This window comes from Hymenobacter glacieicola (assembly GCF_014640315.1).
GTDB classification, from domain to species: Bacteria; Bacteroidota; Bacteroidia; order Cytophagales; family Hymenobacteraceae; genus Hymenobacter; species Hymenobacter glacieicola.
Genome location: NZ_BMGS01000004.1, coordinates 238,260 through 250,354 on the forward strand (window position 1 = coordinate 238,260; position 12,095 = coordinate 250,354).

The window sequence follows — 12,095 nt, forward strand, 5'->3', positions numbered from 1 at the left end:
CTCAGCCTACCGCAAGGCTTCCAGAAACTGCTTGCCCTTAGCAAAATCCCGAAACTCCAGGTCCTCCACGGCGCGGTTAGCATAGGCGCGGTCCAGCTGCACAGCGCGGCGTAAGTGCATGGCCATAGCCGACTCATTCTGCTGGCGGGCCGCTACAATGGCCAGGCAGTAGTAGAGCAGCGGATCCTGGGGGCGTAGGGCAATGGCCTCGGCGTAAATGTTGGCCGCACCCTGGTAGTTGCCCTTCAGCACGTAAATCAGGGCCCGGTTCATAATGTTCTGGTAGGTTTTCGAGCTGTAGCTCAGGCTGCGCAGGGCATCGTCGAGCTGACCCACCTCAATTTCCAGGGCCGCCTTGTCGGCAAATACCTTGCTGAGCACGGCGCGGGGGCCGCCCAGCTTGATGGCGTAGTCGTAGTTCTGGAGGGCCTCCAGCTTGTCGCCGGCGCGGTGGTAGGCGCTGCCCACGCGGTAGAACAGCTCGGCCGTGGGGTTGCGGTGGGCGGCCAGGGTAAAGTTCACGGCGGCCCGACGCTGGTAGGCTTTCTGCACTTTGGGGTTTACTTCCTTCTCGGAGCGCTGCAGCAGTACCACGGCCAGGTTATGGTAAGCTTGCCAAAGGCCCGTGGTAGCCACGGACGTTTCGTAGATGCGCTGCTTTTCGGCCAGCAGGGGCGTGAGGGTGGCGGAGTAGCGGAGTTCCTCGGGCGTGAGGGCGTCGGCCTCGGTTTGCTTTTCCACAATCCTTTTGGAGAGCAGGTAAATTTCCGAGTCGTAGCGCTTGGGGGCGGTGTAGCGCACGGCAATGGTGCCGAAGCGCATCACCGGGTAGATGTACTGCTCTATATAATCATAGAACGTGAGCTGGTGCAGGCTCTTTTCCTTGGTAGCGTAGGAGCCGGGCGTGTCGTTAATGAGCAGCAGCACCGAATCAACCTGAGCCGGCTTCAGGGCCGACTGCTGCACCTTGTTCAGAAACAGGTCCCAGCGGCGGTGGTAGGCTTCCGTCTCGAAGTCAATGTTGCTGACTTTGTTGAGGTAGGAATCCGTATCGACGCGCTTTTTGTAGTAGCTAAGCAGCACCCGCACGCGCTTGTCGGCCAGGCGGGCATCGTGCCGGTCCAGGGAATCGGGGGAGTGGCCCGCCACAATCATCACCTTGTCGGTGTGCTGGTTGGCTTCGATGAAGTCTTCCAGGGCCGCCACGTTGGTACCCAGGTAGTTGCGGATTTCGGCCTTGCCCGCGTCAAAGAAGAACGGTAGTACCCGGGTACCGCTCATGTTGTTGTCGGCCGTTTCGGGCAGCAGCGTAATGGCCGTGTCCTGGCGCACTACCAGGCGGCTGGTGGTTACAATGCCACGCGCCAGCGTAAACTGCTTGCCTTTCACGCGCTTGCCGTTGGGCTTGGTTTCGCGCGCGTCGGGGAAGGCCAGCAGCTCGCCGGGGCTTTTCTGGGGTGAGTACGGAAAGGAAAACTGCTTGCGGATGACCAGCTTGTTCTTTTGCTCCTCGTCGTAGAGATATTCGCCCGAAATAAAGGTGAGCCGCCCGATGGTGTCCTCGCGCAGGCCATTGTTGTAGCGGTAGCTCAGGCCCAGGTTGTAGGCGGCGCCCTTGCGCAGGTGGCTGGCGGGAACTTTGGCCGTCACTTCAAACAGCACGTTTTCGCCGTTGCTTTCCAGCACCGTGGGCTGCACCGTTATTTCCTGCCCGACCTGGGCGTTTTTCAGCACCTTCGACAGGGGGGAGCAGGCCGGCAACAGGCCGCCGGTAACGAGGAGCGCCGCTGCCGGCAGGGTACGCAACAACAGAATTCTCATGGGCAATGGGCAGGGGTAGCGCGAAATTCAGACAACAAACGGAAAAAGGCTGCCGACCGACGTATCTTGCGGGAGCTTTCCTGCGTAAGTGCTTGACACAGGCCGCAAATCATTGTATTTTGAAAGCAGGTTAGCCACCGCGGCCAACGGAAACAGCAGGAGTTATGAAACGACTAACCGACTTTATTGAGAAGCAAAGCTTCGGCGTCTGCGACGTCATAGGCAAGCGGGTGGGCTTTTCAACCAGCAGCGTCCGGTTGTCATTCGTGTATGCCTCATTTTTTACGTTTGGCTCGCCCATCGTACTGTACTTTGCCCTGGCTTTCTGGATGAACGTGCGCCGGGCCATGCGCCGGCAGCGCAGCACCGTCTGGGACTTGTAGCCCCTCTTGAACCCCCGATTTACTGAACTTTCCGGAAAGCCCGCGCCGCTTGATAGCCGCCGCGGGCTTTTTTTCGGGTAGCGCCCCCGGCCCCGCCTTAGCTCAGCCGCTCCGGGTCCAACTCCGAGAACTGGCGCTTGCCCTGCCCAAAGTAGGCCCACACTAGGCTACCCTGAAATACACCCGTACGCTCCGCAGCGCGCAAGCGAGGCGGAAACTTCTGCCGCTGGGCGCGCCAGTAAGAAAGCCGCCGCACAAAGTGCCAATGCGCCCGCAGAATAGCCTGAAAGTCGGAGGTAGCGCCTTGCAGCAGCAGGCGCAGGGCCGCTACCCAATCCAGGGCTACCCGGCTGATCATCACGCCCGGCAGCTCGGCCGGGTGGGTGTTCTTGTACACCAGGGCCAGCCCGTTGCGGAAGTTAAGGTAGGTTTTGCGCGGGTTGGATTTGTGCAGGGTGCCACCGCCGACGTGAAATACCGTGGCCCCGCCGTGGTACCATACTTCGTGGCCCGCGTTCTGCAGGCGCCAGCACAAGTCGATTTCCTCCATGTGCGCAAAGAAAGTTGACTCCAGGCCGCCCAGCTCGTGCCAGGCCCTGGCCCGCACCAGCATGCAGGCCCCGGTAGCCCAGGCCACCGGCCGTGGGTCGTCGTACTGACCAGTGTCGGTTTCGAGCGTATCGAAAAGGCGGCCCCGGCAGAAGGGGTAGCCCAACTGATCGAGGTAGCCGCCCCCGGCCCCGGCGTACTCAAACTGCCGACGCTGTTCCGGTACGGGGCTGTGCTGCCGAATTTTGGGCTGGCAGGCGGCAATACGCGGGTTGCTTTCCAGCAGCTCCCGCTGGGGCAGGAGCCAGCCTGGGGTTACCTCCACATCCGAGTTCAGCAGCACGTAGTACTTGAAGCCGAACACGTCCACCCAATCCTGCCCACGCTCTGGCCGGGGGCGGACTTGCTCCGGCCGGTCGACGAGGGGGCCTTCCCAGCGCACATCCTCGAGAGCTGCATTATAGCCCCGGCAAAACCCCAGGTTATCGGCCAGTTGCACGAGCCGCACCTGCGGAAACTCCCGGGCTAGCAGGGCCACCGAGTCATCGGTGGAGGCGTTGTCGGCTACGAAAATGGTGGCGCCGTCGGAGTGCGCTACCACTGAAGGCAGGAACCTTCGCAGAAAGTCCCGGCCGTTCCAGTTGAGGATAACTACCGCTACGTCGGCGCAGCTGCCGGTGCTTGCTGACCGCGAACTAGAGGCCAAAGCCACCGAGGTCGAGGCCCGGAATGTTAGGAATCAGGCCGGCCGTGGAGTTCTTCATTTCTTCCTTGGCTTTCTCGCTGGCCTCTTCCATCACCTTGTTCACGGCTGCTACCACCAGGTCAGCCAGCATGTCGCGGTCCTGGGGCTGGAGCAGGCTCTCGTCGATTTCAAGCTTGAGCAGGCGGCGCTGGCCGTTGGCCGTGGCCCGCACCAGGCCACCACCCGATTCGGCCGTGGCCGTAACGTGTTGCAAGTTGTCCTGGGCTTGCTTCATTTTGTCCTGAAGCTCTTTCATTTTGCCCATCATGCCCATCATATCAAACATCAGCGCGTCGTAGTTAAAGTGGAGAAATAAGCGCGAAACACAGTCCGCCGCGCGCAAAGGTAGGCGCCAACTCTCATACGGCGCCCCTGACCCGGTGGCTACGCAAGCCGGTAGGGGCAGCTAGCGCAGAATAGTAACCGTGCCGCTCTGGGCGCTGCGCTTGCCCGTCTGGTCCTGGGATTCAAAGCGCCACACGTAGGTGCCGGGCACGGGCGGGGCTGAGCCGATGCGGCCGTCCCAGGTTTGGGTGCGCGAGGTGGCCTGGAACACTTGCTGACCGTTGCGGTCCACGACCGTAAACCGGAACGTGTCGAGGTAGCGCCCTTTCAGCTCCAGCACGTCATTCAGGCCGTCGCCGTTGGGCGTGAAGGCTGTGGGCACGAACACTTTCACCGCCCGGGCCACGGAGGCAACGTTAGAGTAGCTCGGGACCAGCAACTGCCCCCCGCCCGTGGCCTCAATGCGGTAGCGTACTACCTGCTGATCCTGGGGTGGTTGCAGGTCAAGGTAGGTCAGCCCAGTGGCTACGGGGCGGGAACTGAGCACCGCGTTGGTAGGCGAGAGGGTTAGCACCCGGTAGCTGACCGGGGCGCTGGGGTCGGGGCCGCGCAGGGCCGTCCAGGTGAGGCGGATGGTGCTGCCGTCGTCGGTGGCGGGCTTGGCTTCCAGCAGCACCGGACACACCGTCGGACTTTCGGCGGAGCGGTTGCCGCAGGCGTCCAGAAACCGCACGGAGTAGCACAGCGGATTGGCTAGTGCCGGGCTAACCAGCGAATCAGTAAGCGTGCGGGCCGCCGTGATGCGCAACTCGGTGCCGTTACGCAGATACGTGAGCTGGTTGTTGGTTGGGCTGCGCACGAGCAAGGCGCTGAGCTCCACGTGGTTGCGCAGGTTAAACGTAGCGGCCAAGCGAGGCGGCGTAGGAGCCAGGCCAGGAGTAGTGGTCAGGGCTACCTCCTCTGAAACCGAGGTAGTGCTGCCCATTGTCAGGCTGAGCCGGTAGCGGTAGGTAGTGCCGCAGGAAGCCGTTGTGTCCTCGTACTGCGGAGGGCCGGGGGGGAGCGGAATCCGGACGGTATTCGGACCATCGGTACGGGTTAGCGTGTAGGTGCCGCTGCTCTGGCTAGTCCAGCGCAGCACGTTGCGCCCACCCTGAGAAGTGCCGGTCAAGCTCACGGAGCACACCTCCAAAGACGGAACACTGGCTACTGAGGGTTGGCAGGCATCCTGGAGCAGCAGCCGGTAACAGCCCGGCAGAGGGGCGTTGTTGAGGGTAAACGTGGTGGCGGTGCTGGGCACTGTGGCCAGCGTGCGGTAGCCGCCCGCCGCTCCGGCATCGGCAACCTGCAGGCGGTACTGGTATTCCGCTTGCAGGCCCGAAAACTGCAACTGCGCGGCCCCGCCCTGCACGGTCAGGGAAGCTAGGGTGGGGCGCTGGGGGGTAGAAAGCGGGGTAAAGGTTTGCGGATTGGTGCCCGCGCACAGATTGGCAATGGCGTACTGACCAATGACTTTCACTTGGGTGGCGCCGTTGGTGGGGTAGGTAGCGGGCGTGTTGCGGACGGCCGCCACCGGCGCCGCGTTGCCCACCTGCACAAAATACTGGTCGTAGTTTGTATCCGTGACGGTGACTTCCACAAACCCCGGCGCGCAGTTGGTCAGCGTGAAAGTGGGGGCCGGGGTCGATTTGACCTCGAAGCTGCGGGAGAAGATGATGCCCTGACTACCTCCTTGCGCGCCCTGGGTGTTTTGCGTAATGATGAGCACACCGGCCGCCGTGGGCGTGAACGTGGTGGCCGTATCCCGGAAGCCGCTGCAGGTAATGGCTGAGCCGCGCTGGTAGTAAATCTGGGCCGGATCCAGGTTTTTGCCGCTGCAGTCCCGCAGCCGCACCGGGCGGCCCACGCACAGGTAAAAGGGCATTTCCTGGCCCGTGGCGGCATCGTAGGCCTTGAAACAGGCGCCCGAATTGGGCGTAGGCGCGCATTGGGCCACGGCATCCGGCTGCCCGCCTAGTACGCCCAGCCCCAGAATCAGCAGAAAGACGAGTAGTTTTTTCACCATCTCCATAACGAAGCAGCTGCGTGGTTGCGTCTATGCGCGCGAAGCGAAAGTAGCAGGTTTCGTCTGGGGGCAAGCTGGGCCAGGGGTTTTCCTCGGCTGCCAGTCCGGGAAGTTGCCTGGCCTGTGCTCACGTACTGTTCGAATCCCCGGGCTTCACCTCCAGCCGGTTTACCGCCACTCGTAGGTGCGCACAAAGGCGGCGGCGGCGTGCAGATCAGGGTAGAGTACCCGGTCCTGCGCCACGAAGGGCACCTTTTCGCGGAAGCTGGCCACTACCTGTTCCAGGGCGTCGCTGGTACGAGTTGGCCTCCGGAAAGCCAGGGCCTGGGTGGCGTTCAGCAGCTCAATGCCCAGCAGCTGCTCCACGTTTTCTACCACCCGGCGGGCCTTGGTGGCGGCGTTGGCTCCCATGCTTACGTGGTCTTCCTGGCCATTACTGCTCACGAGGCTGTCCACGGAGGCCGGCGTGCAGAGCTGCTTGTTCTGGCTTACGATGCCGGCGGCCGTGTACTGCGGAATCATCAGGCCGGAGTTCAGGCCCGGCTCTGCGACCAGGAAAGGCGGCAGGCCCCGCTGTCCACTGATCAGCTGGGTGGTGCGCTGCTGGGAAATGCTGCCCAGCTCGGCCGTGGCAATGGCCAGCATGTCCAGGGCCAGGGCCAGGGGCTGCCCGTGGAAGTTGCCTCCGCTCAGAATGGCGTCGTCTTCGGGGAAAAGGTTGGGATTGTCCGTGACGGCGTTGCACTCGGTTTCCACTACCTGCTCCACGTAGGCCAGCGCGTCGCGGGAGGCGCCGTGTACCTGGGGCATGCAGCGGAAGGAGTAGGGGTCCTGCACGGCCGTTTTGGCTTGCTGCTGCAAGTGGCTGCCAGCCAGCAGCTCCCGCACGCGCCCGGCCACCGTCAGCTGCCCGGCGTGGGGCCGAATCCGGTGCAGGCGCTCATCAAACGGTTCGCTCCGCCCATCAAACGCTTCCAGGGAAAGCGTCCCAATCACGTCGGCAGCGGCCAGCAGGCGGCGGGTGCGCAGCAGGCAATGCACGGCGTAGGCCAGCATAAACTGGGTGCCGTTGAGCAAGGCCAGGCCTTCCTTGGCTTCCAGCGTCAGGGGCGGCCAGCTAAACAAACTCATGGCATCCGAAGCGGCCAGGCGGTAGCCCTCGTAGTTTACTTCGCCCAGGCCCAGCAGGGGGAGGCAAAGGTGGGCCAGCGGGGCCAGGTCGCCGCTGGCGCCCAGGGAGCCCTGCTGATACACCACGGGCAGCATGCCGCGGTTGTAGAAATCGAGCAGGCGCTGCACGGTGCTAGCCTGCACCCCGCTGTGCCCGTAGCTCAGGCTCTGGGCCTTGAGCAGCAGCATGAGCCGCACCAGCTCGGCCGGCACTTCCTCTCCCGTGCCGCAGGCGTGCGACATCACCAGGTTTACTTGCAGCTGCTGACGCTGCTCGGCCGGAATGGCCTGGTTGCACAGGGCGCCGAAACCGGTATTGATGCCGTAAATGGCGGCATCCGGAGTGCGCTCCAGCCGCTCGTGCAGGTACTGGTGGCAGGCGGCCACGCGCTGCCGGGCTTCCTCGCTGAGCACCACGCGGGCCTTAGTGCGCAGCAACTCCTCCAGCGTGCTGAGGTCGAGGCGAGTAGACGGAGTAAGGGCGAAGTCCTGGGCCATGCGGGTGAGAAAGGGGGAACGGGCGGGTGAGAAGAAGGCGGCAGGTAGCTTCTTTAATTTAACAGAAGCCACCTGCCACCGCGGCGTAGTCAGCCTACGCTAGTGGACTAGGTCTGGAAGTTCAAACCAGATGCTTGACTTTCCGCCCAGAAGGAAGGATGAGCAGGATAATGCAGTGTTTAGAGTGAGCTACGGGGCAAGTTCAGTTAGTACTTCTGCCAGAGAAAGTGTGCTTTCCTGACCGGAGGCAAGGGTTTTGAGCTTAAACTGGCCCGCGGCGCGTTCCTCCGGGCCCTGAATCAGCACGTAGGGAATACCCTTGGCATCGGCGTACTTGAACTGCTTGCCGAGCTTGCCCGCTTCGGGAAACAGCTCGCTGGCCACGCCGGCTTCGCGCAATTGCCGCAGCACGGGCAGCACCGCCGTTTCGCTTTCCGCGTCAAAGTTAGCCACCAGGCAGCGGGTGGTAGTCGCCACCGCTTCGGGGAAAAGATTCAGTTCCTCCAAGCAGTCGTAGAGGCGGTCTACGCCGAAGGAGAAGCCCACGCCCGACACGCCCGGTAAGCCGAAAGCGCCGGTGAGGTTGTCGTAGCGGCCCCCACCCGATACGCTACCCATGTTCACGTTGTTGATCTTGATTTCGAAGATGCAGCCCGTGTAGTAGCTCAGCCCGCGGGCCAGCGTCACGTCGAACTCCAGGTTCTGCCATTTATCAAATCCGAAGCTGCGCAAATACTCCAGCACCCGCGTCAGGTCCTGCAAACCTTTGTAGCCGTCGGCGTTGTCGGGCGCCACGGCGGCCGTGGCGAAGGCTGCCAGCAGGCGCTCCAGCTTTTCCTCGAAGTCGCCACCCACGCTCAGCAAATCGAACAGGCGCTCCGTCGCCTCCGGCGAGAAGCCCCGGCCTAGCAGCTCTTTTTCTACCCCTTCGCGCCCAATCTTATCCAGCTTATCAATGGCCGTGAACAGGTCTACCTCCGTACCCTCGCCGCCCAGGGCCTGGTAGAAGGCGCCCAGCACCCGGCGGTGGTTGATTTTGATGGTGTGCTCCGTCAGGCCCAGGGTGGTCAGCACCTCCGACATCATCAGCACAATTTCCGCCTCGCAAAGCAGGGAATCGGTGCCCACCACGTCGGCGTCGCACTGGTAAAACTCCCGGTAGCGGCCGCGCTGGGGCCGATCGGCGCGCCACACGGGCTGAATCTGGTAGCGCTTGAAGGGAAACACCAGCGTGTTCCGATTCATGACCACGTAGCGGGCAAAGGGAACCGTCAGGTCGTAGCGCAGGCCTTTCTCGGCTACCTTGGGCAGCAGGCGCTTGCTGGGGTTGTCGGCGGCCAGGTCCTCGGCGGTAACTTCCTTGGCGAAGTCACCAGAGTTCAGGACTTTGAACAGGAGCTGGTCGCCTTCTTCGCCGTACTTGCCGGTCAGTACCGAGAGGTTTTCGAGGGTAGGCGTTTCGAGCGGGGCGTAGCCAAACTTCTCGAACACGTGGCGGATGACGCCGAAAATATAGTTACGGCGGGCTACTACGGCGGGGCCAAAGTCGCGGGTACCGCGCGGGATGCTGGGCTTCTGTGCGCTCATCAGGAAAATCAGGATGCGGAAATACGGCTGCAAAATTCGCGGTTTGCATTGGATTTTCCGGAAAGCCGGTGCAAAGACCGATGTAAGCGCTGGTTTGCTTAGTAGGCGGCCCGGCTATTACCGGTTCGCGGAGAGTGATTTTGATCACCGGCAAAATCGATTTCCTGCATGGCATCCAGCAAGGACGGCACCAGCAAAGGCTGCGAAGCAGCGTCCAGAAACAGGAAGTGATGCTGGGCGGGCTGGGGCACATGGCACAAAATCAGGCGCCGGTCCTGGGCGTGCAGCATAAAAGCGTAGGCCAGCAGCAAATCAATCACGTCCTCGGAAAGCGAATCAACCAGGCTCAGGTCAATCAGAATGGCGCCTTTGTCGCTGCGGCAGGCGCGGTGCAAGGCACGGGCTAACTTCACCTCGTTGGGGGAGGTAGTGTCCGGGGAAAGGATAAGTAGAAAACCATTCGGCAGCACTTCGCGGTGTACATCTAACATAGCCGATATCCAGCGGGGATGGGGTGGGACAGTAAGTAATACTGTAGTTGGCCCCGCGAAAGTTCTGCGTGAAAAACAGAATAAGTAGAACTTTAAAGATGGATATATCAGCGCACTACGTTTAAATAGGGACTAAAATTGACAAAGTAGGATGTAAGCTCAACCGGACCCCTACGAGCTAAGCAGGCGCTACCGTTTCGTGCGGCGGGCCTGGAAGATGACGCCGGCGGCCAGGGGCGCTTTTAGCGCCGCCCGGATGCCTGCCTGCCGCAGGCCCTGGTTGGTCCAGTCGTTGCAGGTGCGCAGGGCGTGGTAGCGGCCCCGGGCCCGGAAGAAAAAGTCCTCGGGCGAGTAGCCGGTAGGCTGGTGCAGTTGCGGGCGGTTCAGGCTGTCGGGACGGAAGGAGCGTTGCACGTAGGCCGCCAGGGTGCGGTACTGCTCAGGGGAAATGCGCAGGGGCACTACCCGGGCCCCGGAATCGGGGGCGGCGCGGTAAAAATCGACGTGCATGAGGGTGCGGGAGGGAAACAAGGCCCCCCCAATGGTTTTCGGACCCGGGAATTTGCCACCCATCGAGCCCAGGTAAAATCCCTCGTTGCCCCAGCCAAAAGCCACGTAGGGGTAGCGGGCAAAGCGCGCCGACAGGGCCGGCTGGCTGAGTGTTTGAAGCCAATCCTGCCCGGTGCGCGCCTCCCGCATGGGCAGCACCACATCGGTGTGAAAGCCGTTGGATACCACAAAAATGGGCACGCCGTCGGGCGTCTGCCGGAACTGACGATTCAGGGGCACCACGGTTCCGGTCAGCAGAAAGAGCACAAGAGCAGCAACAACTGACATAAGCAAGCGAAGGGCAAGGGAAAACGAAGGTAGGCGCATCAGCACGAGAAGCCGTAACAGTTCTCCGGCTTGATACCCATTTTCCGGCCCGGTAACCCCACCCCGAGCAGCGTAAACGCAGCAGGCCAGCCAGCAGCCTTCCCTAGAAGGAAGCACCTGCTGGCTGGCCTGGCTGCACGGGCTAGAAACTACCGGTCCTACGTTCCGCGGTACCTAGGACCGGGTGCGTACCAGTAAGGGGCGGCGTGGCTCTACGGCCGCAACGGCGGCGGTGCGCTTGGCCCAGGCCTGCTGGTCGGCGCGGGCTACTTGGGGCATGCTCACGGGCACCAGCACCACGGTGCCCAGTGCGTGCTGGGTGCGGGCCTGATGCAGGGTTACGGCGGGCCGAACGGCGTGGTAGCCTAGCACCGTAGTGCGCACCACGTAGCGGCCCAGGGGCAGGCCCGTCGCCCGGAAATGGCCCTGGGCATCGGTTTCCACTGATTTCATTAGGCGCCCATCGGAGGCTCGCAGCACCACCACGTAGGAGTGCGGAATGGGCTCCTGGGTTTGCCCATCGAAAAGGCGGCCCGATACCGTACCGCGGTTCGGCGCGGAGCTGGCCTGCGCAGGCAAATGGAGGCCCGTTACGAGAAGGGAAAGGCCTAACAGGGTGCTGGAAACAAAGGAAGTTTTCATGGTAGTCGGAAAATGAGAAGGGAAAGGCGTGGCCCTTGCCGGGCCGGAGAAGGGCCGCGGTTCCGTTCTGGAGGTACCAGCAAGGGTCAGTAAAAGCAGGGTAGAAGCGTCGAGCCCAGAGAGGGAGGCCGGGCCGAAAGCCGGGCCCGGGCTGGGTCATGCGCCCCGCTGATGAGGGCGGCGGGGCTTTAAAGCAAGGTGCTGGGTGCCACGCAAATCAGCCTGGCCAGCGCGGAAGGATAGAATAGCGGGGAAACGGGATATAGCACAAGGATAGCGAAGGATAGTGGGGTAGCCGCTCGGGTAGTCACCAGCGCGGAGGCTACTTTACGGCGTAAGTCCGGGGCATGCGCCGGGCCGTGGTGGCCAGCGTCATGGATACCACGGAGTTAGCCTGCATGCGTTGCACCTGGTCCAGGGCGGTGCCCAGCATGAGAGCGACGCGGCGGTGGGTGGCCCGGTTTTTCAGCGGATCCAGGCAAACACCGCTCAGCCGCTCCCGGTACAGTTCTTCGTGCTGGTCGTTATAGAACCGAACCACGGTGTAGTCGGGGCGCTTGGGGTCGGTTTCCAGCATCCAGTAGCCCGATTTGGCAATGATGGGCGCTTCGCTGTACGACGTTGTTTGGGCCAGGGCCAGGGAGGCGGGTAGCACTACCAGGGAGGCGCAGAGGATACCAAGGCGGGAAAGCAGGGAAGTTTTCATGATGGGTAGTGAAAAAAATGGACACAACAAGCCACTCACCGGCGGGCCAACGGGCCTGCCGAAACACGAAAGCAGCAACAACGCAAGAGAAAAGTCAGGCCCCGCAGTACGGCCGTAGAGGCGGCGCGAGGACAACGCCCGGCCTAGGAGCGGCGGGCAGCTTCAGCGGGCGGGAGGCCATGACGATGCCAGGAAGCATCGTCGCCGCAGGTTGAAGCGGGAGCTGTAAAACGCAGCAGAAGTAGCTAGCTGTCTGCCGGATAGCGGGTTGAGGCGC

General features: G+C 62.4%; 11 protein-coding genes. 1 reads left to right on the plus strand and 10 read right to left on the minus strand.

What is annotated here, in order from left to right; all coding sequences use genetic code 11:
• Positions 1-6: 6 nt before the first annotated feature.
• Positions 7-1,821, minus strand: coding sequence for a tetratricopeptide repeat protein (locus IEW18_RS08995; protein WP_188557507.1), 1,815 nt, complete (start codon positions 1,819-1,821; stop codon positions 7-9).
• Between the two features lie 164 nt (positions 1,822-1,985).
• Here IEW18_RS08995 and IEW18_RS09000 point away from each other — a divergent pair, with 164 nt between their 5' ends.
• Positions 1,986-2,204, plus strand: coding sequence for a PspC domain-containing protein (locus tag IEW18_RS09000; protein WP_188557508.1), 219 nt, complete (start codon positions 1,986-1,988; stop codon positions 2,202-2,204).
• 97 nt (positions 2,205-2,301) lie between these two features.
• On the opposite strand, the gene IEW18_RS09005 is transcribed toward IEW18_RS09000, so the two are convergent.
• The 9 genes from IEW18_RS09005 to IEW18_RS09045 all read right to left on the minus strand — a co-directional run bounded on the left by IEW18_RS09005 (position 2,302) and on the right by IEW18_RS09045 (position 11,818).
• The gene (locus IEW18_RS09005; protein ID WP_188557509.1) at positions 2,302-3,459 is read right to left on the minus strand and encodes a glycosyltransferase family 2 protein; all 1,158 of its coding nucleotides are present in this window, start codon (positions 3,457-3,459) and stop codon (positions 2,302-2,304) included.
• Positions 3,449-3,784, minus strand: coding sequence for a YbaB/EbfC family nucleoid-associated protein (locus IEW18_RS09010; RefSeq protein ID WP_188557510.1), 336 nt, complete (start codon positions 3,782-3,784; stop codon positions 3,449-3,451). The genes IEW18_RS09005 and IEW18_RS09010 overlap by 11 nt, the downstream gene beginning before the upstream one ends.
• Before the next feature lie 120 nt (positions 3,785-3,904).
• Positions 3,905-5,848 (minus strand): T9SS type B sorting domain-containing protein, encoded by a 1,944-nt coding sequence (locus tag IEW18_RS09015; protein ID WP_188557511.1) that lies wholly within the window; start codon positions 5,846-5,848, stop codon positions 3,905-3,907.
• A gap of 168 nt (positions 5,849-6,016) precedes the next feature.
• The gene (gene hutH / locus IEW18_RS09020; RefSeq protein WP_188557512.1) at positions 6,017-7,516 is read right to left on the minus strand and encodes a histidine ammonia-lyase; all 1,500 of its coding nucleotides are present in this window, start codon (positions 7,514-7,516) and stop codon (positions 6,017-6,019) included.
• Between the two features lie 189 nt (positions 7,517-7,705).
• Positions 7,706-9,103, minus strand: coding sequence for a histidine--tRNA ligase (gene hisS / locus IEW18_RS09025; protein ID WP_188557513.1), 1,398 nt, complete (start codon positions 9,101-9,103; stop codon positions 7,706-7,708).
• A 98-nt stretch (positions 9,104-9,201) separates the two neighbouring features.
• Entirely contained in the window at positions 9,202-9,516 is a 315-nt protein-coding gene (locus IEW18_RS09030; protein WP_188557514.1) for a hypothetical protein, read from the minus strand.
• Positions 9,517-9,783: 267 nt separating this feature from the next.
• Positions 9,784-10,431, minus strand: a complete 648-nt coding sequence (locus tag IEW18_RS09035; RefSeq protein WP_188557515.1) for a TIGR02117 family protein — start codon at positions 10,429-10,431, stop codon at positions 9,784-9,786.
• Positions 10,432-10,644: 213 nt separating this feature from the next.
• Positions 10,645-11,112 (minus strand): carboxypeptidase-like regulatory domain-containing protein, encoded by a 468-nt coding sequence (locus IEW18_RS09040; protein WP_188557516.1) that lies wholly within the window; start codon positions 11,110-11,112, stop codon positions 10,645-10,647.
• Positions 11,113-11,434: 322 nt separating this feature from the next.
• Positions 11,435-11,818, minus strand: coding sequence for a hypothetical protein (locus IEW18_RS09045; RefSeq protein ID WP_188557517.1), 384 nt, complete (start codon positions 11,816-11,818; stop codon positions 11,435-11,437).
• Between the last annotated feature and the right edge of the window lie 277 nt (positions 11,819-12,095).

Bases quoted from the DNA above. Each gene is read 5' to 3' on its own strand.
- IEW18_RS08995 (WP_188557507.1), bottom strand. From the start codon at position 1,821: ATGAGAATTCTGTTGTTGCGTACCCTGCCGGCAGCGGCGCTCCTCGTT.
- IEW18_RS09035 (WP_188557515.1), bottom strand. From the start codon at position 10,431: ATGTCAGTTGTTGCTGCTCTTGTGCTCTTTCTGCTGACCGGAACCGTG.
- IEW18_RS09015 (WP_188557511.1), bottom strand. From the start codon at position 5,848: ATGGTGAAAAAACTACTCGTCTTTCTGCTGATTCTGGGGCTGGGCGTA.
- hutH (WP_188557512.1), bottom strand. From the start codon at position 7,516: ATGGCCCAGGACTTCGCCCTTACTCCGTCTACTCGCCTCGACCTCAGC.
- hisS (WP_188557513.1), bottom strand. From the start codon at position 9,103: ATGAGCGCACAGAAGCCCAGCATCCCGCGCGGTACCCGCGACTTTGGC.
- IEW18_RS09010 (WP_188557510.1), bottom strand. From the start codon at position 3,784: ATGTTTGATATGATGGGCATGATGGGCAAAATGAAAGAGCTTCAGGAC.
- IEW18_RS09000 (WP_188557508.1), top strand. From the start codon at position 1,986: ATGAAACGACTAACCGACTTTATTGAGAAGCAAAGCTTCGGCGTCTGC.
- IEW18_RS09040 (WP_188557516.1), bottom strand. From the start codon at position 11,112: ATGAAAACTTCCTTTGTTTCCAGCACCCTGTTAGGCCTTTCCCTTCTC.
- IEW18_RS09045 (WP_188557517.1), bottom strand. From the start codon at position 11,818: ATGAAAACTTCCCTGCTTTCCCGCCTTGGTATCCTCTGCGCCTCCCTG.